Source organism: Paenarthrobacter sp. NPDC056912 (assembly GCF_042786555.1).
In the GTDB taxonomy this organism is placed as follows: Bacteria; Actinomycetota; Actinomycetes; order Actinomycetales; family Micrococcaceae; genus Arthrobacter.
This window is the reverse complement of sequence record NZ_JBHUCD010000008.1, coordinates 23,017-44,430: the sequence shown is the minus strand read 5'-3', so window position 1 is coordinate 44,430 and position 21,414 is coordinate 23,017. Positions and strand designations below refer to the sequence as shown.

Below are 21,414 nucleotides of genomic sequence, written 5' to 3'. Positions count from 1 at the left end.
CCTGCTAGCTAAGCACTGCCATCATGATCGCGACGAAGTGGGCGGCGAATGCCAGCACGGTGAAGGCGTGGAAGAGCTCGTGGAAGCCGAAATGCCGGGCGCTGAAATTGGGCTTCTTGATGGCGTAGAACACCGCCCCGGCGATGTAGAGCGCTCCACCCACGCAGATGAGGATCGCGGCAGGGGCGTTGGCGGCGAAAAACTGCGGCAGGTAGAACAGCGCCCCGCAGCCCAAAGCAACGTAGACAGGCACATACAACCATCGGGGAGCGTTGGTCCAGAGGACCCGGAACAGCACGCCGGCGATTGCCCCGGACCAGATAACCCACAGCAGGATCACGGCCTGGGATCGTTCCAGCAGGGACCAGGCCAAGGGGGTGTAGCTGCCGGCGATTACCAGCATGATGTTGGTGTGGTCCAGCCGCTTGAGCAGCATCCGGACCTCCGGCGACCAATTTCCGCGGTGGTAGACCGCGCTGACGCCGAACAGCAGGACGCCAGTCAACGCGTAGATCGCAGAAGCAATCTTGCGGTCGGTTGTAGGGGCTACCGTCACGAGGACGATGCCGGCCGCAAGTGCGAAGGGGGCGGCTACGGCGTGGATCCAGCCACGCCACAGGGGCTTGGTGATGAGCAGCTCGGCCATGGTTCAAGAGTAACTTACGTTCCAGTAAGTTACTGTGTGGTAACTATTGAACCGACGATTTTTGACCGTTCACTGCACCGGCTCGGCAGCTTGGGACGGTAGCCTTGGATGTGCGCCGTCGTCGTACAAGCAAGGAAGTCAGGTGAGAGTCCGGTGGAGCTACCCGGTTTCCTCTATGGCTTCTACGAGCGCAAGCTCCTCCGCTCCCTCAAACAAGACCGGATTCCGCGGCATATTGGTGTCATGGTGGACGGGAACCGCCGGTGGGCCCGCCAGTTCAACGCACCCACCAGCCAGGGGCACCAGGCCGGCGCGGACAAGATTCACGAGTTCCTTGGCTGGTGCCAGGAGCTTGGCGTAAAGGTAGTGACGCTGTACATGCTGTCCACGGACAACATGAACCGCTCCGGTGAAGAACTCGACCTGCTCATGGGCATCATCGCCAACACCATGGACCGCCTGGACGAAGACGAGGACGTCTCCGTCCATGCCATGGGCGCACCCGAGCTGCTCCCTGACTACCTCGCGGAACGGCTCAACAAACTGACGGCGCGTACTCCTGTCCGCGAAAAGATCCACGTCAACGTCGCCGTGGGCTATGGCGGCCGCCGCGAAATCGTCGACGCCGTTCGGGAACTTCTCCACGACGCCGACGCCAAAGGGCGCTCCATGTCCGACGTCGCAGATGAACTTTCGGTGGACGATATCTCCCGGTTCCTCTACACCCGCGGCCAACCCGATCCGGACCTCGTTATTCGTACTTCGGGCGAGCAACGTCTCTCAGGGTTCCTGATGTGGCAAAGCGCGTACAGCGAGTTCTACTTCTGCGAAGCCCTGTGGCCCGCCTTCCGAAAGGTCGATTTCCTGCGTGCCCTCCGGGACTACGCCGGGCGTCAGCGCCGCTTCGGAACGTAGGAACGCTCCGGTTCACCAAAACTTAACGAGCCGGACATGCGACTTGCCGACGACGGATTGCGGAAATGAATGTGCCGGGGATTACGTTAATCCCATCAGCAGGCAAAACCGCCCGCTGATCGGGGAGGCCAGTACATGGAGCGGACTTTCGCACCAGTTACATGGGAGGCCACGCCCGGCCTTCCGGCCGAGCCGCTTCACCATTAGGCCGGGCGACCGCCCGGGGCTGGAGTCGATGTGGCTATTTCTGAGCAACTGCCCGCAATGGTTTCCGACGGGGAAAGTGCAGCTACCTCTCGCGCCAAGCGGGTACCTGAAGGGGCGCGGACTGGCACGTCCGCCGCAGGCCGCAGCTACGTGATCGATACCTCCGTTCTGCTGTCCGATCCGCACGCACTCCTGCGGTTCGCCGAGCACGAGGTCATCGTCCCGATAGTGGTCATTACCGAGCTGGAAGGCAAGCGCCACGATCCGGAGCTGGGCTACTTTGCCCGCAAGGCCTTGCGGCTCCTGGATGACCTCAGGATCGAACACGGAGGCTTGGATCGAGCCATTCCCATCGGCAAAGACGGCGGAATGCTCAGGGTGGAAATGAACCACATTTCCCCCGAAGTGCTCCCCGCCGGATTCCGCGGAGGCGACAATGACAGCCGCATCCTGGCGGTAGCAAAGAACCTGGCCAATGAGGGCAACAACGTCACAGTGGTCTCAAAAGACCTCCCGATGCGCGTCAAAGCCTCGGCTATGGGACTCCACGCCGACGAATACCGCAACGAACTGGTCAAGGATTCCGGCTGGACGGGCATGGCTGAGGTGGAAGCCAGCGACGACGAAATCACCACCCTCTATGGCCACGAACCGGTCTTCATTCCTTCTGCGGCGGAACTCCCGGTCAACACCGGGCTGGTCCTGCTCTCCAACCGCGGTTCAGCATTGGGACGCGTAGGTGCAGACAAGCAGGTCCGCCTCGTCAAAGGTGACCGGGACGTATTCGGTCTCCATGGCCGCTCTGCTGAACAACGGCTCGCCATCGACCTCCTCATGGACCCTGCCGTGGGCATCGTCTCGATCGGAGGACGCGCAGGCACCGGCAAGTCCGCGCTGGCACTCTGTGCGGGCCTGGAAGCCGTCCTGGAACGCCGGGAACACCGCAAGGTAGTGGTGTTCCGACCGCTCTACGCGGTGGGTGGCCAGGAACTCGGCTACCTCCCGGGCTCCGAATCCGAAAAAATGAACCCCTGGGCACAAGCAGTGTTTGACACCCTGGGTGCGCTGGTCAGCCAGGAAGTCGTGGAAGAAGTTATGGACAGGGGAATGCTCGAAGTCCTGCCCCTCACCCATATCCGCGGGCGTTCACTCCACGATGCGTTTGTGATCGTTGATGAAGCACAGTCGTTGGAAAAGAACGTCCTGCTCACTGTCATGAGCCGCATCGGGCAGAACTCCAAGATCGTCCTGACCCACGACGTCGCCCAGCGCGACAATCTCCGCGTGGGTCGCCACGACGGGGTCGCCGCCGTCGTCGAGACGCTCAAGGGACACCCGCTGTTCGGCCACATCACGCTGACGCGGTCCGAGCGGTCGCCTATTGCTGCTCTTGTTACTGAGTTGCTTGAAGGGGCCGAGATCTAACCCATCGACGCTTTGCCCAGCTACGGCGAAGGCCAGACATCCTCTGCGTGCTAGCTCGTTCCTCGCTTTTGACGCACGCTGCCGGATGCCTGGCCTTCGCCTTGTCAGGCGCCCCGCCGGAAGTTGCTAAATGACTATGTAGTGGGAAAAGGCTTCGTGGCCTTGGACTTTGACCGTCCAGTGGGGGCGGTTGAATGTGGCGGGAGTGAGCCGGACCTTTTGGACGTCTTGGACTTTGTCGCCCCAGCCGTCGCGGAAGATGCCGTTCGGTTCGTAGCCGAGGCTTGTTGAGACGCCCAGGGATTGTTGGTTCCAGGTGGCGGCTTCGGATTCGGCCACTTCTGCTCCCAGGTAGTCGAACGCATAGCCCACGACGGCGGCGCGCATCTCTTTGCCGAAGCCTTGGCCTTGCGCGGACTGCTTGAGCCAGGAGCCGGTGCCCACTGTTTTCAAGGTGGAAAAATTCTTGGCGCCGATGTCCTGGACTCCGAGGAACTCGTCCTCCTTCCAAACGCCCAGGAGCAAGGTCCAGGACTCAGGCGTGAAGTTTGCGCGGCAACGCCAGTACCACTGGGCCATGTTCGGAGGCAGCTCGTCATCCGGAAGTTCCGTCCATGGTGTGCTGAACGGGCTCTTGCCGGGTTCGTGGACGCCGGACCGGGCAGCGGCGACGGCAGCGGGGATGTCCTCATCAAGAATCGGGCGGATGGCCAACCTCGGGGTGGTGAGGTTGAGTCCGAACGGGGGCCAGATGTGTGCCAGCGATGTCATCGCCGTAGCTTAGCCCGCTTGGCAGGCACAGGCGAGTCAGGCCGGCCTGTCAGGATTCGGGGCTGGTGCACTGCCTAGGTGGACTGTCCGATGTCCCAGGAAATATGGCGGCGCACGTCCGTGAGGTTCATTGACTCGGCCAGGAACAGATCATCCAGCATGTATTCGTCCACCGCCAGGATCTTGAGCCAATGGCCCTTGCCGGACGCATCGCCATCCAAACCTTCGCTTGCGACGCACACGCCTGTTCCGGCATCGATCCTGATCATGGTCCGGCCCGGGTGCGCCAAAGGCTCGTCAGGATCGGCGGGGACGTACGTTCTGCTCCGGGTGACGATCGATTCCAACGCAAGGCGGCCTTCGTGGTCCACTTCGCGGGGTTCCTCCAGGAAGACCCTGTTGGAGTCCGGAAATTCCAGGGGCACGGGTGCGTTGCCTGCCAATTCCACCGGGTCCAGGGCGGCGGCAAGGCGACCGTTGCCAAAGGAGGGCTCACCGTAGGCCGCCTCCGGGCGCCTCCTCACCAGTCCGGCGTCGTCATACACGGGGGTGACCAGATGCGCCGGCAGCAGCCAGGAGCGGCGCGTGGAGCTGACATACAGATCATCCCGTGAGTCGTTGATGCCGGTGGTGCTATGGATCAGCTGACCGTCCGGAGTCTCCAGCCGGAGGGCGCCCGGGCGCCGAAGCCAAGCCCGGACGAGGTTGGCGCCCGTCCCGGGCTTTTCCAAATATTCGAAGCGGAGGCTGTTCCACTTCCAGGGTGAAGAGCGGCAGAGATTTCGGAATGTGGAGGACATGTCGGGATGCTGACTGCCATGGCTGTTGGCCGGTCCAAAACCCGACCCGAAACCCGATTCACCTGCACTATATCGCCCCATATCCACAGTTTACCTAGGCGTTCAATCAGGCCAGGCGGGCAAAAGAAGATAGCATCCGAAGGTGATCCGACGACTCTCCGACCTCTGGGATGCCAGCCCGCCGGCCTTCTGGCTCGTGGCGGCCGCGTGCCTCTACTTCCTGGTGATGGCCGTCCGGCTCACGGTGATCGATGTCCGCAGTCACCTGCTGCCCAACCGCATAGTGTTTCCGTCCTATGCAGTGGCCGGCGTGCTTTTGCTGTCGGCCTGCTTGGTGGCCTTCTTGAGTGACCCGCGGCCAACACTGGCCGCTGTGCTGTTCGGGGTGCCAGGGCTTGGGGTAGTCGCCGGAGGCGCAGTCGTTTGGGTCTTCTACTTCGTCTTGCGGCTCATCCACCCGCCGGGGATGGGGTTCGGGGACGTCAAGCTAGCCGGCGTACTGGGCCTGTACTTGGGTTACCTGGGATGGACGCATGTTTTCGCGGGCACTTTCGCGGCTTTCCTGCTGGGGGGACTGTGGAGCTTGGTGGTCCTGATGGCCAAGCGGGGGACGCTCAGCTCAGCTATCCCTTTCGGCCCCTTCATGTTGGCCGGAGCGGCGGCCGCAATGGTGCTGCTGCCTGCGTGACGCCCTCACCCCATTCGCCTGACCAACTGCGGCCAAACTGCAACCCTCCCCGTATTCTCCATGGTCACCGGCCTGCGGCATGCTTAGCGCAGCGAGTGTTCTGACGCGCCAGGAGAATTGCAATGCATCGGACCAGGCTCAGGCTTGTGGAAGGACTGTTCATCGCCTGCGCCGTCCTGCTGACCGGTTGCGGGCAGGAAGTCACTGATCCCGCAGTGTCGGCGCCATCAGACGGTCAACCGGTCACCGCCGGGCAACCGGTACATTCCTGCGAGACTCCGCTGGGTTGTTCCGAGTTCACCTCCGTACACGGAACAGACGCCACAGGAGATGTAGCGTGGCTCGGCACATATCCGCTGAAGCTGACGTCAGCGAAGTTCGACGGAGTGTGGACGTTGTTCGTCTACACTCCCTGTAACTATCTGCAGGTAGCCGTTTCGCGAGACGATGATGTCCTCACACCGCGTTGGAGGATGGTGAGCGACAGAGGATGCGAGGGGCCCACGTTCAGCTACCAGGAGTGGACAGAGAAGCTCTTCGACCAGCCGGTTACGTGGAAGCTCGACGGCGGCGTCCTGACTTTGAGCAATTCACACGCCACGATCGAATTAAGGGAAAGCTGACACCATGGGTGCACCGGATTTTGTGCTCAAACTGCGGGAAAAGATCGGGAACGACCCCCTGTGGCTGCCTGCCGTGCGTGGGGTGGTCTTCGATGACGACGGCAACGTGCTGCTGGGACAACGTGCCGACAACGGTCATTGGGCCCTGATCACCGGAATGCTTGAGCCCGGAGAACATCCGGCGCCGGGGTTGGTGCGCGAGATCTTCGAGGAAACAGCGGTAGTGGCAGAGACTGAGCGCATCGTCGGCGTCGGAGTTGTAGGGCCGGTGACCTTTCCCAATGGCGACGTCTGCGACTTCCTGGACATCACGTTCCGCTGCAGATATGTGTCGGGAGAAGCCAGGGTCAACGACGACGAATCGCTTGCCGTCGGGTGGTTCGCGTTGGACGACCTCCCGGACATGAGCGCCGGAAACCTCGAAGCCATCAGGCTTGCCACGGAGCCCGAGGGCCCCGTGGCGTACCAGTTGGAGGATTAGCTACTGACGTCCCGCGGAGGCCGTAGGACGATCTTTGTCGAGGTCGTCCGAGGCTGCCAGACCGGCCTCCAGCTGGGCTGTCTCCAGACGCTCGGCCTCAAGCCTTTCAGCTTCCTCGCCGCCCACGGCCTCGCCGCGCGCCACCATGCCTGCGGTGTCCGAGAGCGGGATTTGCTTCAACGTGATGGCCAGCAGGAGTGCAATGGCAATGAACGGAACCAAGTACCAGAACACGGGCGCCAGCGAGTTGGCGTACGCGTTGACGATCGCGTCACGCAGCTGTTCGGGCAACTGGGCCAACGCCTGGGGATCGAGCGTGCTGGTGGACTGTGATGCCTGCTCCGCTGAGGCACCCGCGCCGGTGAAGGCATTGGTCAACGACTCAGCCAGGCGGTTGGTGAAGATGGAACCGAACACGGCCACACCCAAGGATGCCCCAACTTCACGGAAGTAGTTGTTGGTGCTGGTCGCGGTGCCGATCTGGTCTGCCGGTACGGAGTTCTGGACCACCAGGACGATGACCTGCATGATCAGGCCAAGGCCTGCACCGAAGATGAAGAGCTGAACGCAAATGACCCAAATGGCCGTTTCTGCGGTGAGCGTCGTCAGCCAGAGCATGGCTGCAATGGTCAACGCCGCGCCCAGGATCGGGAACATCTTGTATTTTCCGGTCTTGGAGATGCGGATACCGGAGTAGATGGAAGTGCCCATGAGGCCGACCATCATCGGCAGCATCAGCAGACCCGATTCCGCGGCGGACGTTCCGGAGGACATCTGCAGGAACGTGGGAACGAACGCGATGGCGGCAAACATGCCCAGGCCCAGCGTGAAGCCGATGGCTGTGGCGTTGATGAAGATGGGGTTCTTGAACAGGCTCAGCGGAATAATCGGGTCTTCGGCACGCCGTTCAGCCATGATGAAAGCAACGCCTGCGAGGACCATGCCGGCACCGAACGCCCAAGTAAGGGGCGAGTCCCAGCCTTCTTCCTTCTTGCCGCCGAAGTCGGTGAAGAAGATAAGGCAGGTTGTCGCAGCAGAGAGGAACAGGACACCCAGGATGTCGATCTTCTTCTCGGCCTTCTTGTTCGGCAGCGTCAAAGTAAACCACGCAGTAATGAAGGCTGCGATACCAATGGGGATGTTGATGTAGAAAGCCCATTCCCAGGTCAGGTGGTCCACGAAGAAGCCACCCAGCAGCGGACCGGCAACTGCGGACAACCCAAAGATGGCGCCCAGGGGGCCCATGTACTTTCCGCGGTCCTTGGCCGGAACAATGTCGGCGATGATGGCCTGCGAGAGGATCATCAAACCGCCGCCGCCCAAGCCCTGGATGGCGCGGAAGATCACGAAGCCCCAGAAATCAGTGGCGAAAGCGCAGCCCACAGAGGCGAGCGTAAACAGGGCGATGGCAACAAGGAACAGGTTGCGGCGGCCCAGGATGTCGCCGAACTTGCCGTAGATCGGCATGACGATGGTGGTGGCCAGCAGGTAGGCCGTGGTGATCCAGGCCTGGTGCTCCACTCCGCCGAGCTTGCCCACGATGGTGGGCATGGCGGTGGAGACGATGGTTTGGTCGAGGCTGGACAGGAGCATGCCTGCGATCAGCGCCGAGAAGATGATCCAGATCCGTTTCTGGGTCAGCAGCAGTGGTTCTGCCGCCTTCGAGAGTGTACTCATGCGGGGTCCTTCGGGGTTTCTGCAGGCGTGGTGTCCAGTGGTTGTGAAAAGAGCTTTTGGGCCGCCACGAGGTTCTGGGTCAGGAGCTCGCGGTAGGGCCGGGTGTTGTCCTCGGAAAAGAACTGCTGGGCCGTCGTCTTGGAGACAGCTCCGAAGGCGACCGTGGCGACGATGATTTCCGGGTGGTCCGGGACGAGGCCCTCACGGGCCGCGACGAGCTCAGCGAACTGCCGCTCCCTTGCCTCCCCCTCCAACGTCATCCGTCCCAGCAATTGCGGTTCCGCCTTGATGGCGGCAATGAGTTGGTGCACTTCTGCCCGGCTGATGGTGGAGCGCTCAACGATGGTGAGCGTCAGGCGCTGGAGCGCAGCCAGGAGGGTCCCTGAGATGGACCCCGGTGTGTGACGCGGATTCAGGGTGAAGGCCTCGAGGGCGTCTTGGGGGAGTTCGTCCGAGAATGAACCAATGACGGCGTCTTCCTTGGAGTGGAAGTAATTGAAGAACGTTCGTCGGGAAATCCCGGCCCCTTCGCAAACTTCTTCCACCGTGTAGCCGTTGAGTCCGCGTTCTGCGGTCAGGGTACGTGCCACGGCGGTAATCGCCGACAGCGTGGCGGCCCGCTTGCGCTCGCGGAGGCCGCCGTCAGTATTTGCACTATTGCTCACAAAGTAAAGTTTTGCACTCAAGTGTAGAAAGTGCAAAAAGATTGCCCTGTGTCATCTCTCACAGGGGGCCGGGTACGACGACGGCCGGTACCTTTCGGGCGAAAGGTACCGGCCGTCGTCGTGCTGTGGGTGTTGAGCCCTGTGGGTGTTAGGCCAGGAGCTAGGCCTTGTGGGCCGGGGAGGTCATGGTGGTGACGTCCAAGGCCTTGTCGAGTTCTGCCTCGGTGACCTTGCCTTCGCCTTCGCCGACGAAGCCGAGCTTCTCGGTGGCCTGGCGGATGGTCAGGCCTTCCTTGACGGCGATCTTGGCAATCTTGGCGGCGTTCTCGTAACCGATGAACTTGTTCAGCGGGGTCACGATGGACGGGGACGCTTCGGCCAGGAACCGGGCACGCTCAACGTTGGCGGTGATGCCGTCGATCATCTTGTCGGCCATGACGCGGCTGGTGTTGGCCAGCAGGCGGATGGACTCAAGAAGGTTGGCAGCCATGACGGGGATGCCTACGTTCAGTTCGAACGCGCCGTTGGTGCCGGACCAGGCGATCGCGGTGTCGTTGCCGATGACCTGGGCGCAGACCATGATGGACGCTTCACAGATGACCGGGTTGACCTTGCCCGGCATGATCGAGGAGCCCGGTTGAAGGTCAGGGATGGCGATTTCGCCGAGGCCGGTGTTGGGGCCCGAGCCCATCCAGCGGAGGTCGTTGTTGATCTTCATGAAGGAGATCGCGATGTTGCGGAGCTGGCTGGAGCCCTCGATGAGGCCGTCGCGGTTTGCCTGGGCCTCGAAGTGGTCGCGGGCCTCGGTCAGCGGCAGGCCGGTGTCGGCTGCGAGCAGCTCGATGACACGCTCCGGGAAGCCGGCCGGAGTGTTGATGCCGGTACCAACAGCCGTTCCACCGAGGGGAACCTCGGCGACGCGGGGGAGGGCTGCGTTGATGCGCTCGATGCCGTAGCGGACCTGGGCTGCGTAGCCGCCGAATTCCTGGCCCAGCATGACGGGCGTAGCGTCCATGAGGTGCGTGCGGCCGGACTTCACAACGTCCTTGAACTCCACGGCCTTGCGGTCCAGGGAGGCTGCCAGGTACTCAAGTGCCGGGATCAGGTCATTGATCAGGGCCGAGGTGGCAGCAACGTGCACGGACGTCGGGAAGACGTCGTTGGAGGACTGCGAAGCGTTCACATGGTCGTTCGGGTGGACAACTTTGTCACTCCCGGCGGACGCGAGGGCGCGCGAAGCGAGCTCGGCGATGACCTCGTTGGTGTTCATGTTGGAGGAAGTGCCCGAGCCGGTCTGGAAGACGTCGATCGGGAAGTCGCCGTCGTATTTGCCGGTGGCAACCTCATCGGCAGCTGCGGCGATGGCCTCGGCGAGCTCGCCATCGAGCACCCCCAGTTCGGCGTTCGCCAGTGCGGCTGCCTTCTTGACGCGGGCGAGGGCCTCGATGTGGGTGCGCTCAAGCGTCTTGCCGGAGATCGGGAAGTTCTCCACAGCACGCTGCGTCTGGGCGCGGTACAGGGCGTTCACGGGGACGCGAACTTCGCCCATCGTGTCATGTTCAATACGGAACTCAGTGGTGGAAGTCATGGGGCTAGCTTAGGGCGATTGGACGCCTCACCGAAAACCCGGAGGGGAGTGCTACGTGCTCCGGCACAGAGGCCGGAGCGCGGCCTCTTAGAGCTTGCCGATCCCGGAAACGAGGGCCGCACGGCCCTCATCGAGCTTGTAGGACAGGCCGATGACAGCAACGCGGCCGTCGTCGATGGCGTCGGAAATCACACGCGAACTGTCAGCCAGGCGGGCGGCAGTTTGCTTCACGTGCTCCACCACCATGTCGTTGACGTCTTCCTGGCTGTTGCGCTTGGCCGTCAATACGGACGGTGTGATTCGCTCAACGAGGTCGCGGATGAAGCCCGGAGGCATCTCGCCCGTTTCAACCGCAGCCTTGGTGGCCTTGACGGCGCCACAGCTGTCATGGCCCAGAATGACGATCAGCGGAACACGGAGTTCGCTGATGCTGTACTCGAGGGAGCCAAGGACTGCGTCATCAATGACCTGGCCGGCGGTACGGACTACGAAAGCGTCGCCCAGGCCGAGGTCGAAGATGATTTCTGCAGCGAGCCGCGAATCCGAGCAGCCAAAGATTACCGCAAAGGGATTCTGGTTCTCGATCAGGGAAGATCGTCGGGAAGCGTCCTGGTTGGGGTGCAGGGATTCGCCGGAAACAAAGCGTTCGTTGCCCTCGCGGAGACGGCGCCACGCCAGGGCTGGGGTCAGGTAAGTAGGCACGAGCCTTACTTTACGGCGCAGGGGTGCCAGTCTGTGAAACTGTTGCGCCGGGTCCGGTGCTGGCCGGTGCCGTTGCCGAAGGCGCTTGGTCGGCAGATTTCACGACGGCGGCGGCCAGGGTGGCGAACTCGTCAATGCTTGCCGTGCCGCTCAGGATGAGCGTGGTCCCACGGTACTCAAGCACCATGCTTCGCTTCTCCTTGCCCGAATCCCGCAGCTCCCAGTCCTGGCCTCCGGCGTTGCGCGTCCCGGTCACGGGAAGGTTGCCGGTCTGCTGCAAAACCCAGGTGGGGTTCGCCTGGCTGGTCTGGGTGAGGCCGATAAAGGCCTCCTTGGGAGTCAGGAAGCCAACTTCCCATGTGGGAACACCCGTGCCGGTTCCGGACTCCCAACGGGCATAGTTCGGCTTGAATGTGTCGCCGGTATCGGGTGTGACCGGTGTGAATCCCGCCACATCCGCAGCGTTGCGGGCGATGGCCGCCACGTCCACGGCGGGGCGGAAGCCCTCACCTTTAGGCGCCGGGTTCATGAGGACCACAGGCAGGAAGGCCAGCACGCACACCACCAACGCAATGATCATGCCGATCACGGACGCGTTGGCCCGTTTGGCGGCTTTCGCCGCAATGACGGGCTTGTAGGGGGCATCCGGGGCACTGGTTTGATCAGCCTCGGCAGCAGCCGGATCAGGGCTGGCAGCGGGCTTGTCCTGCGTTTCACTCACCACTCCATGATCCCTTATCGGGACAGGGAACACACATCCGGCAACCTCACCACCGGTATTGGGGCCGGTGGTCATTCAACGACTCCCGGTGGATGCGGCGACTATGATCGTTGGTAGAGGAACCCCGGGTTGCCCCGCGCAACCATGTCCGGTCCCGTGAATCGTCACTCGAAGAAGAGGTTCAAGTGTCTCCTGCACCAATGACCCAGCAGTATTCCACGATTTCGCCGTCGCTCGCCGTCGGCATCGACGAACCCGACCGCAACCTTGCGCTGGAACTCGTCCGTGTTACCGAAGCCGCGGCAATTGCCGGTGGCCACTGGGTAGGTTTCGGCGACAAGAACAAGGCTGACGGCGCCGCCGTCGATGCCATGCGTTCGTTCCTTCACACCGTCCACTTCAATGGCGTCGTGGTCATCGGTGAAGGCGAAAAAGATGAAGCCCCCATGCTGTTCAACGGCGAGCAGGTTGGTGACGGCACCGGCCCTGAGTGTGACGTTGCCGTGGATCCCATCGACGGAACCCGCCTCACCGCACTCGGCATCAACAATGCCCTCGCAGTCCTGGCAGTTGCCGAGCGCGGCTCCATGTTCGACCCCTCGGCTGTCTTCTACATGGAGAAGCTCGTCACCGGCCCCGAAGCCGCGGACATGGTGGACCTGCGCCTGCCCGTCAAGCAGAACCTGCACCTCATCGCCAAAGCCAAGGGCGTCAAGGTCAACCAGCTCAACGTCATGATCCTGGACCGTGACCGCCACCGCCCCCTCGTGGAAGAAATCCGCGAAGCCGGTGCGCGCACCAAATTCATCATGGACGGCGACGTCGCCGGCGCCATCGCTGCGGCCCGCTCCGGCACCGGTGTGGACGCCCTCATGGGCATCGGCGGTACCCCGGAGGGCATCGTTGCGGCCTGCGCCATCAAGTCACTCGGTGGCGTCATCCAGGGCCGCCTGTGGCCGACGTCGGACGAAGAGAAGCAAAAGGCAATCGACGCCGGACACGACCTCGACCGCGTCCTCTCCACCAACGACCTCGTCACCTCCGACAACTGCTACTTCGCAGCAACCGGCATCACCGACGGCGATCTCCTCCACGGCGTCCGCTACCAGAAGGACCGCGTTCTGACGCAGTCCATCGTGATGCGCTCGAAGTCCGGGACCGTGCGCTTCGTTGATGCTGAGCACCACGCCTCCAAGTGGGAGACGTACGCGCGCAAGCCGTAACCTCCGCAGCTAACAGAAGGACGGCGAGCATCGCTCGGCGGCTATCTCCTCGTACCTCGTCGATTTGATGCCGCTATCGCGATACTCGCCGTCCTTCTCTGTGTCCGGCCGGCTTCAGGCTTCGCGCTGTTGTGGGGTGGGGCAGGGCTCAAGGTGTGCCGCCACCACCTACTTTGGCTATGGAACTCTGCCGACACGCCGTCATTCACGGTGTGTTGGGGCGAGGGGGAGCTCAAAGTGGGTGGTGGAGGAACGCGGTCCTGGCGCGGGGATTAGCGGAGTTTGTCGCGGAGCTTCCGCGCCAGTTGGTATGCGCCGTAGCGGAGCTTGTTCACCGGGAGGTCCCAGGTACCGGGGTAGGAGACTTCGCGGCCTCCGAAGGACTTCTTGAAGGCCGTGAAGCCAGCCCACTTATGGTCCGGCTGATCCTCGGGCGCCACGCCCCAGAGATCCACATGCTTGAGGCCCTTTTCCTTGGCATCGGCCATCAGGGTCACCAGCAGGGGGATCCCGGCGCTGAGCTTTCGGTGGGTGTCATCCAGCGCCGCATGGGCGTACACGCGGGTATCGGCAGAATCGTAGGCGAAGGCAGCGGCGATCGGTTCGCCCTCAAGCTCAGCGATGAACAAGGTTCCCGCGCCGGATGGGAGCAGCGATTCGGCCACCTGAGTGAGGTAATCGTCGCTCTGGGGCTTGAAGCCGTTCCTGGCCGCGGTCAGGTGGAGGAAGTGCAGGAGCACCGAGATTTCCGCCGGGTCCTGGGAGGCCCGGAACGTCACACCCTTCTTGTGGATATTCCGGTACAGGTTCCGGTTGGTTGGCTTCATGCCCGCCAGGACGTCCTTGAAGTCACCTTCAAGATCCACGATCCAGCTCAGTTCAGGCTGCTGGTTGACCGGCGCCGGCTGTAGGCCGCGCGCACGGAGGAGCGGACCGGCGTCGGACGCGGTAAATCCTGCCGCTGCAGGCTCCATCCGCACGAAGACAGCGCGCTCCTTTTTGGCCAGAGCAAGCAAAGCGGCAGTGGCGGCGTCGAAAGCCTCCACGGACTCCGCCACTGGCCCATAAGGGGTATAGATGACCTTGCCCGCAGGGTTTTTCTCCTCTACGGCGAGGAAGCTCCAGCCGGGACCCGACTGCTCATGGACCTGGCGTCCGAGTGAACGCTGGACTGCGGCCCACGCGGGCGTTTGAAGGAAAAACTCCATGGATCAGTTCCCCAGACCAGTGGTCACGGCGAAAGCGATGCTGGTATCCGTGGTGCCCTGGACAGGGTGCACGTTCACCGGGGCTTCGGCATCGGGGATGAAAGCCGCAGCGCCGCGCTGGAGGCGGAGATCGCTCTTGGGGGAGTCGAGCAGCACCGAACCGGCAACCACGACGACGACGGCCGGCCCGTTTTGCGCCAATGGCACCGGCTCGGAACCCGGGCCAAGTTCAATGCGCTGAAGCTGGAACTCCTTGAACGGTGGACGGTACAGTTCCTGCCCGAACTCCGTGCCTTCGGCCAGGACCTTGGGAACCCCGAGGGCCTCGAACCGCACCGTCTTGAGCAGCTCCGGGACATCCACGTGCTTGGGGGTCAGGCCGCCGCGCAGGACGTTGTCGGAGGTCGCCATGACCTCTACCCCCAGGCCACGGATGTAGGCGTGGACGTTGCCTGCGGGCAGGTATACGGCTTCGCCCGGCTCAAGCGACAGGTGGTTCAGGAGCAAGGAGATGAGCACCCCGGGGTCGCCCGGGAAAGCCTCGTTGATGCCCAGCATGGCCGTCAGGGCTTCCCTGTGCGGTTCCCGCGGCGCACCTGAGCGCAGGACGGATTCGACTTCCACCACGGCCTCGGATACTTCACGTCCGCCTTCGATCAAGCGCGTGAAGGCTGCCTTGAGGGCCGCCGACTCATCTGCCAGTCCGAGGTCGGCGATGACACCGGTGATGATGGCCGGGACTTCCATGGCGGCCGAATCCAGGACGGTTGCCAAGTGCTCAAAGACACTTCTCGATGCGGCCGCGGGCCTGAAACCGCACAGAGCCCTGAAGGGCGTCAGCGCGTAGATCATCTCCGGCTTGTGGTTGTCATCCTTGTAATTGCGCTCAGCCGAGCCGGCAGCAAGGCCGGCGGCGTTCTCACGGGCATAGCCCTCCCGGGCCTGCTCCAGGCTGGGGTGGACCTGCAAGGACAGGGGCTCTTCCGCTGCCAGGAGCTTGGTGAGGAACGGCAGACGCGGCCCGAATGCGGCCAGGCTTCCTGACCCCAGGAAATGCGCGGGATCGGAGGTAATCAGCGCGTCAAGCGGCTGCGTCACGCCGTTCGGGTGGATCGCAGTGGACGGGGAATCCGGGTGGGCCCCGATCCACAGCTCTGCCTCCGGACCGCCGGAGGCGGGCCGACCCAACAAGTCCGCGATCGCCGTCGTGGAACCCCACACGTAGGGTCTCAAAACATTCTCAATCTGGTACACGAAAGAAGGTCCTTATCGTTGCGCTGAACGTGGGGTGGAGCGGACGTGCCAGCTTACAGCGGTGCGCACTGTCCGTTGGTGGCCACCAGGTCACGGATGCCTTGCTCGTCGCCTTGCGCCTTGAGGCCATTCAACAATTCGATGGTGATCGGCGTGCCGTCCGGGGTGGTGGTCACCGGAGTGAAGTCGGCCGACGGCGAGGGCAGTTGGCTTGCGGGCAGGAGGCTGGTTCCTGTCGGTCCGGCGGCCACGATGGTTCCGGCGGCGGGACGGTCATTGGAAACGACGGCGTCATCGGCCTTGGGACTGCGGGAAGAAGCCAGGGTTTCCTGGACCTTGGCGTGGATCAAATCGAAGTCCGGGACCGTGGAGAACGAGGCATCAAAGTCGGGTGGCCCGATGGTAAGTCGCTTGACCGGTTGGTTCTTTGACTTCAGCGCCAGGTCCACGAAGCTTCCGAGCTGGCCCGAGGAAATGTTCGAGTCAACCACCTTGGTGCCGGCGTTGGCAATGTCCTCGAACTTGGTCAGGAGCGTGGCCGGATCCAACTGTTTGAGCATGGCCTGCTGCACGCACTGCTGGCGGGCGATGCGGGCGTAGTCATCCACGAACTCGCGGGAACGGCCGTACCAAAGGGCATGGAAGCCGTCCAAGTGCTGGTCGCCGGCCGGTATCCAGCCATCAGGCATGCCGTGGATTCCGTTGGCTTCGTCAGTGACGGGACCACTGATGGGCACCCAGCCGCCGGCTTTGATGCGGATGCCACCCATGGCGTCGATGAGCCTGGCGAATCCGTCCATGTCCACCAGGACATATGCCTGGACGGTGATGCCCAGAGTGCCGGAAACGGCTTCCAAGGTGGCCTGCGCGCCGGGATCTGCGACACCCGGGTAGAGGTCCTTGTAATTGTTGGTGACCTCGGTGTTGACGGCGTTAATGAGGCATTCGTCCCCGCAGTTGTAGCCGTCGGGATAGATCTTGCGCATGGGCGAACCTTCGCTGAACTGGGCGTTCTGAAGGTTGCGGGGGACCGAAATGATGGCGCTCTCGCCGGTTTTGGCGTCCACGCTGATCACCGAGAGACTGTCCGGCCGGCGACCGGTCCTGTCATCCCCGGCGTCGCCGCCCATCATGAGGAAGTTGTAGCGTCCGTCCACGGGGTCGATCGCGGGACCGGCGTCGAAGATGCTGCCGATGGCATTGCGGCTCACGTTCAAGACGTATGCGATGTAGCCCAGCGATCCACTGGCCAGGACCGTTGCGAGGGTCAGGACCACGGCAATAATGGGCCGCATTCCCGGTGCAAGCAGGGTGGGCCGAATGATGCGCAAGGTGTTGAGGAACAAGTACGCCCAGCCCAAGGCCAACGCCACCAGGACCACGATGATGACCAGCGAGCCCACGGGGTGGGTCACGATGCTGAGCAGCATCGTCCTGTTCACCAGGGCGATGAAGATAGTTACCAGCGCCAGGGCCCATACAGTGAGCGTGACACGCAACGCCGCACGGCCGAGTTTCCGGTCGCCGGCGACGATCTGGGCGCTGCCGGGGATGAAGAGAGTGAGGAGGACCAGCACGAAGGCGCGTTTGGTCCGCACCGGAGCAGTGGCCCCGGACGGATACCGGACAGGATCAGTCAGTGCGGAACCGGGCTGATTCGGACTCTTGTGCATGGTAGTCATCCGCTGCCTTCCTAGCGGGAGCTCCGGGCAGAGGCGTTGGCAGGGGAGAAGACCTCTTGGACTTTGTGGCGCAGGTTTTCGCCCTTCTTGGTGGCGACGTCGTTCAGCTCCTGGGCAAAGGCAAGGAGGTCGGCGCGCAGCTTGCTTGCAAGATCGTCTGTTCCAGACGCGAGCACGCGCACAGCCAGGAGTCCAGCGTTGCGGGCGCCGGCGATGGAGACCGTGGCTACCGGAACGCCGGCGGGCATCTGCACGATGGACAGCAGAGAGTCCATGCCGTCCAGGGTCTTCAGCGGAACGGGCACGCCGATTACGGGCAGCGGGGTGACCGATGCGAGCATTCCCGGAAGATGTGCGGCGCCACCGGCGCCGGCAATGATGACGCGCAGGCCGCGTTCGTGGGCCGTCTGTCCATAGCGGATCATCTCCGTGGGCATGCGGTGCGCAGAGACGACATCCGCTTCAAAGGGGATCCCGAACTCGGCCAAGGCATCCGCTGCGGCCTCCATGACCGGCCAGTCGGAATCGGAGCCCATCACGAGCCCAACGAGCGGGGCAGTGGATTCTGAAGTCATGAGGTCTCCTCGGGGGTGGTCTGCGCCGGCATGCGGCCGTCGCGGATGATGTCTGCCACGGCAGTGGCCCGCTGGCGAACGGAGTCGACGTCGGAAACGGAGCTGCCAACGAGGTTTACGTGGCCGATCTTGCGGCCGGGGCGCACGGACTTGCCGTAGGAATGCACCTTGGCCGCCGGCTCGTATGCCAACGCCATGGGAAACGCCTTGAAGAGGTCCTGGTTATCGCCACCGAGGAAGTTCTTCATGACCACCACAGGGGCCAAGGCATCGGTGGCGCCCAGCGGGAGGTCCAGCACTGCCCGCAGGTGCTGTTCGAACTGGCTGGTGATGGAACCGTCCTGTGTCCAGTGACCCGTGTTGTGCGGACGCATGGCCAGTTCGTTGATCAGGAAGCCCACGCCGACGCCGGGCGTTTCAAACAGTTCCGCGGCCATGACACCTGTGACGCCGAGTTCATTGGCAATGCGCAGTGCGGCCTCTTCGGCAGCGGCCGCTACCTCAAGGGGGATGTTTTGTGCCGGGGCGATGACTTCGTCGCACACGCCGTCCACCTGAATGGTGTGGACCACGGGCCATGCCCGCGACTCGCCGCCAGGCGTACGGGCCACAAGGGCGGATAGTTCGCGGCTGAATTCCACTTTGGCTTCGGCCAGCAAGGGGCTCATGGCTTCGAACCAGTCCGCTGCACCCTGGGCGTCATCCGCGGAGTCGACAATCCGGACGCCCTTGCCGTCGTAGCCGCCGCGGGGTGTCTTCAGCACCACGGGCCAGCCGATCCGATCGCCAAAGGCGATCAGTTCGTCAACCGTGTGCACGGCAGACCACTCAGGGTTGGGAAGGCCGAGGCGATCGATCGCCGCGCGCATGACCAATTTGTCCTGGGCGTTGACCAGGGCATCGGGGCCGGGCTGGACGTTGACACCGGCATCCAACAGGGCGCGCAAGTGCTCGGTAGGAACATGTTCATGGTCGAACGTCAGCACGTCCAGGCCCTTGGAGAACTCAAGGAGGGCGTTCAGGTCCTTGTAGTCGCCGATCGGCGCCGAGGCCACTGCGGCAACAGCCGAAACGTCCTCACCTTCGGCCAAAACACGGAGTTCGATGCCCAGGGCGGTAGCGGGCGGGGCCATCATTCGTGCGAGCTGGCCGCCGCCAACAACGCCAATTACTGGAAAAGTCACAAGGTTCAGCCTACCGAACCGGCGGCGGGATCACTGATTCTGCCGCTCTTTCGCCGCCTTTCGGACCCTGAACCGGGGTGGTATCGGGCTTCTCACAGCCCGCTCCCGGGCAACGCTTGGAAATCGGCGCTAAAATGGGTTTGGCCCATCGGCCCATTTTTCAACGGCCATGGAGGGTCATGATCACCACACTTGCAGATCGCATCCGCGGACTTGCCTCGCTTTTCTGGCGCGAGGTAGCAAAGTTCGGCGCCGTAGGCGGTGTTGCTTTTGTCATTGATTCGGCCGTTTTCATCTGGCTCTTCTCCGGTCCCATGCACGGCAGCGAGGTGTGGGCCAAAGCGATCGCCACGATCGTGGCAAGCGTGTTCTCATGGGTGGCCAACCGCTTCTGGACGTTCCGCCACCGCAAGCAGGCCAACGTGGTGCGCGAAGCCGTCCTGTTTGCAGTGATGAACCTCGTGGGACTGCTGATCGCGTCCGGTTGTGTGTGGTTCGCCAAGTACATCCTGGATCTGAACGACAAGCCGTCCCTTTTCGTGGCAGGCAGCGTCGTGGGCCTTATCCTGGGCACCATTTTCCGCTTCTTCGCCTACCGCTTCTGGGTGTTCAACGAAGAGCTGGATGCCGAACCCGCCTACTCGCATGACCACGAGATCCTGGACCTTCACCACAAGCCCAAGGACGCTGGCGAACCCAACGCAACGAACCCGGCTACCGGCGACGTCCCCTCCATCAAGAACGTCTGACGCCAGGGAGTCCGCAGCTACGATCGGCTGACGCGCTCGTTCTCCAACAGGTGCTCGGTAACGTCCAGGTCCGGGTGCACCAGGACCACGGACCCGTCCTCTTTCCATGCGCCCAGTGAAGCGGCCAGGCCGGACGCCAGTCCGTCGGCCGCACGCACCAGCAGCCGGACACCGGGTTCCTGGGCTGCGGCAAATCCATCCAGCAGGCCGTCATGGCTGTGCCCGGAGGCGCCACCCACGGCAGGCAGTTCCCCACCCGGTTCGTTGTGCGCCATGAAGACATCGCCATGGGAGCGGACCTCCGCGGCATAGTCCACGACGCCGGCGGGCAGCTCGCCCGGCCAGCGCATGGCCAGCGCCGCGAGGGGCACGGCGACTATCGCGTCAAAGCCGGCACCGGCGCCGTCGTCGGGATTGTCTGTGACCAGAAGGTCGGCGGAAGTCTCGTCGAAGATGACCTCCATGCCGAGCTGCCAGGCGGCCAACGCCCACACAAAGGATTTCCAGTGCGCCGGCAGGTCCAGCCGCAAGGTCATGCCCGGCTCGGCGTCGAGTTCGTCCTGCAATAGGTTGCTGGTCTTGGCAACCCAGTTGTCCAGGACGCGCCCGGAGAGCTCAACGCGCTCGGAATCGGGGCCGTACCACGTCAGCCTCGGGGAGGTTGAGTGGCCGGATCGCAACGTGGTCATCAGGTTCACTGCCGGGATGCTCATGGGTCAATCTTGTCACGGTGGCCACGAGCAGCGGGGGGAGATTGTGAAATGCCCCACACTCCCGTTAGTCCAGACGTTGGTCATTATCCGGGCGCGTCTCGAATTCCGCGCAAATTCAATGAAAGTTCATGTAAACCGATGTGAAGCTTCCATTTTCCGCGGGGACGCGCGGCGGCGCGACGGAAATATTGGGCGTGGCGCATCCCACGTTTCTACAGAATCTTGATTATTATCCCGGCGCAGCTTGACTGGTGGGTAGTTACACGCGTGTAATTAGTAATCAACGCCGCTGCACAGATGACCGGAACACCGCCGGGAATCGGAAATACATCCAAGCAGCAGCTGCAAAATCAGGAGGGACGCCATGGGGCAAGCGTTGCGTATCCAGGAAGATGCAGTCGTCGCAGAACATGCGTCGGTGAAATACCGTTCGCGGGACGTACCGGGGGATTGGTACGTAGACCCAGCGGATCCGGAAGCGGCAGACCGATACAACCAGAATGTTCAGCAGTCTTTGGAGGATCAGGCAACTGCCCTCCTGGCCGCACATGAGGCGTTGATCGGTGACCTGCCTGCCGGGCCGGACGAAGACCTTGATGACCCTCCCATGGAGTTGCGTCGTCCGCAGGAAACGCCGGGGCAGCCCGTCTGGATCGGCCTTCCAAGCCAAGGGGACTTCGATGACGAAGGCGAACTCGGTTGGCAGACTGACGCGTTGTGCGCACAAACCGACCCGGAAGCTTTCTTCCCCGAAAAGGGTGGTTCGACGAGGGACGCCAAGAAGGTCTGCGGAGCGTGCAACGTCCGCTCGCAGTGCTTGGAATACGCTCTCGCAAATGACGAGCGGTTCGGTATTTGGGGCGGCCTCTCGGAGCGGGAACGTCGTCGGCTAAGGAAGCGAGCGGTCTGATTCTCAA

22 protein-coding genes are annotated in these 21,414 nt (G+C 62.9%); 8 read left to right on the top strand and 14 right to left on the bottom strand.

Annotation, left to right across the window (positions count from 1 at the left end):
• Positions 1–4 precede the first annotated feature (4 nt).
• Positions 5–646 carry a hemolysin III family protein gene (locus ACFRJ9_RS10615; RefSeq protein ID WP_377667301.1) on the bottom strand — a complete coding sequence of 214 codons (642 nt, stop codon included), beginning with the start codon at positions 644–646 and terminating at the stop codon, positions 5–7.
• 108 nt (positions 647–754) lie between these two features.
• On the opposite strand from ACFRJ9_RS10615, the gene ACFRJ9_RS10610 reads away from it, so the two are divergent.
• Positions 755–1,561 carry an isoprenyl transferase gene (locus ACFRJ9_RS10610; protein WP_377667298.1) on the top strand — a complete coding sequence of 269 codons (807 nt, stop codon included), beginning with the start codon at positions 755–757 and terminating at the stop codon, positions 1,559–1,561.
• Between the two features lie 237 nt (positions 1,562–1,798).
• Complete coding sequence (locus ACFRJ9_RS10605; RefSeq protein ID WP_377667296.1) at positions 1,799–3,193, top strand: PhoH family protein; 1,395 nt, start codon at positions 1,799–1,801, stop codon at positions 3,191–3,193.
• Between the two features lie 126 nt (positions 3,194–3,319).
• Here the strand turns inward: ACFRJ9_RS10605 and ACFRJ9_RS10600 are convergent, their stop codons facing one another.
• Entirely contained in the window at positions 3,320–3,964 is a 645-nt protein-coding gene (locus ACFRJ9_RS10600) for a GNAT family N-acetyltransferase (RefSeq protein WP_377667293.1), read from the bottom strand.
• Between the two features lie 74 nt (positions 3,965–4,038).
• On the bottom strand, positions 4,039–4,764 hold the full coding sequence (locus tag ACFRJ9_RS10595; RefSeq protein WP_377667291.1) for a hypothetical protein: 726 nt from the start codon (positions 4,762–4,764) through the stop codon (positions 4,039–4,041).
• Between the two features lie 142 nt (positions 4,765–4,906).
• Here ACFRJ9_RS10595 and ACFRJ9_RS10590 point away from each other — a divergent pair, with 142 nt between their 5' ends.
• From ACFRJ9_RS10590 to ACFRJ9_RS10580, 3 genes are all read left to right on the top strand, one after another.
• Positions 4,907–5,452 carry a prepilin peptidase gene (locus tag ACFRJ9_RS10590; protein ID WP_377667288.1) on the top strand — a complete coding sequence of 182 codons (546 nt, stop codon included), beginning with the start codon at positions 4,907–4,909 and terminating at the stop codon, positions 5,450–5,452.
• A gap of 122 nt (positions 5,453–5,574) precedes the next feature.
• Positions 5,575–6,075 (top strand): hypothetical protein, encoded by a 501-nt coding sequence (locus ACFRJ9_RS10585; RefSeq protein ID WP_377667285.1) that lies wholly within the window; start codon positions 5,575–5,577, stop codon positions 6,073–6,075.
• Between the two features lie 4 nt (positions 6,076–6,079).
• Positions 6,080–6,556, top strand: coding sequence for an NUDIX domain-containing protein (locus ACFRJ9_RS10580; RefSeq protein ID WP_377667282.1), 477 nt, complete (start codon positions 6,080–6,082; stop codon positions 6,554–6,556).
• Here ACFRJ9_RS10580 and ACFRJ9_RS10575 read toward each other — a convergent pair whose 3' ends face one another.
• The 5 genes from ACFRJ9_RS10575 to ACFRJ9_RS10555 all read right to left on the bottom strand — a co-directional run bounded on the left by ACFRJ9_RS10575 (position 6,557) and on the right by ACFRJ9_RS10555 (position 11,909).
• On the bottom strand, positions 6,557–8,233 hold the full coding sequence (locus ACFRJ9_RS10575; RefSeq protein WP_377667279.1) for an MDR family MFS transporter: 1,677 nt from the start codon (positions 8,231–8,233) through the stop codon (positions 6,557–6,559). It abuts the gene before it with no gap.
• Positions 8,230–8,898, bottom strand: coding sequence for a TetR/AcrR family transcriptional regulator (locus tag ACFRJ9_RS10570; protein WP_377667276.1), 669 nt, complete (start codon positions 8,896–8,898; stop codon positions 8,230–8,232). The genes ACFRJ9_RS10575 and ACFRJ9_RS10570 overlap by 4 nt, the downstream gene beginning before the upstream one ends.
• Before the next feature lie 160 nt (positions 8,899–9,058).
• Positions 9,059–10,486, bottom strand: a complete 1,428-nt coding sequence (locus ACFRJ9_RS10565; protein ID WP_377667273.1) for a class II fumarate hydratase — start codon at positions 10,484–10,486, stop codon at positions 9,059–9,061.
• An 87-nt stretch (positions 10,487–10,573) separates the two neighbouring features.
• Positions 10,574–11,188 carry a carbonic anhydrase gene (locus tag ACFRJ9_RS10560; RefSeq protein ID WP_011774029.1) on the bottom strand — a complete coding sequence of 205 codons (615 nt, stop codon included), beginning with the start codon at positions 11,186–11,188 and terminating at the stop codon, positions 10,574–10,576.
• Between the two features lie 10 nt (positions 11,189–11,198).
• On the bottom strand, positions 11,199–11,909 hold the full coding sequence (locus ACFRJ9_RS10555) for a DUF4245 domain-containing protein (protein WP_377667270.1): 711 nt from the start codon (positions 11,907–11,909) through the stop codon (positions 11,199–11,201).
• 200 nt (positions 11,910–12,109) lie between these two features.
• Between ACFRJ9_RS10555 and glpX the strand changes: the two genes are divergently transcribed.
• Entirely contained in the window at positions 12,110–13,132 is a 1,023-nt protein-coding gene (gene glpX, locus ACFRJ9_RS10550; RefSeq protein ID WP_208759896.1) for a class II fructose-bisphosphatase, read from the top strand.
• Positions 13,133–13,404: 272 nt separating this feature from the next.
• Here the strand turns inward: glpX and ACFRJ9_RS10545 are convergent, their stop codons facing one another.
• The 5 genes from ACFRJ9_RS10545 to ACFRJ9_RS10525 are packed head-to-tail and all read right to left on the bottom strand — an operon-like array spanning position 13,405 to position 19,035.
• On the bottom strand, positions 13,405–14,340 hold the full coding sequence (locus ACFRJ9_RS10545) for a lipid II:glycine glycyltransferase FemX (RefSeq protein ID WP_377667266.1): 936 nt from the start codon (positions 14,338–14,340) through the stop codon (positions 13,405–13,407).
• Positions 14,341–14,343: 3 nt separating this feature from the next.
• Positions 14,344–15,594: a mannose-6-phosphate isomerase, class I gene (gene manA / locus ACFRJ9_RS10540; RefSeq protein WP_377667263.1), complete on the bottom strand. Its 1,251-nt coding sequence runs from the start codon at positions 15,592–15,594 to the stop codon at positions 14,344–14,346.
• Between the two features lie 53 nt (positions 15,595–15,647).
• Positions 15,648–17,276, bottom strand: a complete 1,629-nt coding sequence (locus ACFRJ9_RS10535; protein WP_377667260.1) for an LCP family protein — start codon at positions 17,274–17,276, stop codon at positions 15,648–15,650.
• Positions 17,277–17,287: 11 nt separating this feature from the next.
• Positions 17,288–17,851 carry a 5-(carboxyamino)imidazole ribonucleotide mutase gene (gene purE, locus ACFRJ9_RS10530; protein WP_377667257.1) on the bottom strand — a complete coding sequence of 188 codons (564 nt, stop codon included), beginning with the start codon at positions 17,849–17,851 and terminating at the stop codon, positions 17,288–17,290.
• Complete coding sequence (locus ACFRJ9_RS10525; protein WP_377667254.1) at positions 17,848–19,035, bottom strand: 5-(carboxyamino)imidazole ribonucleotide synthase; 1,188 nt, start codon at positions 19,033–19,035, stop codon at positions 17,848–17,850. Before ACFRJ9_RS10525 ends, purE begins: the two co-directional genes overlap by 4 nt.
• A gap of 179 nt (positions 19,036–19,214) precedes the next feature.
• Here ACFRJ9_RS10525 and ACFRJ9_RS10520 point away from each other — a divergent pair, with 179 nt between their 5' ends.
• A complete protein-coding gene (locus tag ACFRJ9_RS10520; RefSeq protein WP_377667251.1) occupies positions 19,215–19,784 on the top strand; it encodes a GtrA family protein in 570 nt (189 codons plus the stop codon).
• A gap of 17 nt (positions 19,785–19,801) precedes the next feature.
• On the opposite strand, the gene ACFRJ9_RS10515 is transcribed toward ACFRJ9_RS10520, so the two are convergent.
• On the bottom strand, positions 19,802–20,497 hold the full coding sequence (locus tag ACFRJ9_RS10515) for a TIGR03089 family protein (RefSeq protein ID WP_377667249.1): 696 nt from the start codon (positions 20,495–20,497) through the stop codon (positions 19,802–19,804).
• Positions 20,498–20,861: 364 nt separating this feature from the next.
• Here ACFRJ9_RS10515 and ACFRJ9_RS10510 point away from each other — a divergent pair, with 364 nt between their 5' ends.
• Positions 20,862–21,407 (top strand): WhiB family transcriptional regulator, encoded by a 546-nt coding sequence (locus ACFRJ9_RS10510; protein WP_377667246.1) that lies wholly within the window; start codon positions 20,862–20,864, stop codon positions 21,405–21,407.
• Positions 21,408–21,414 lie beyond the last annotated feature (7 nt).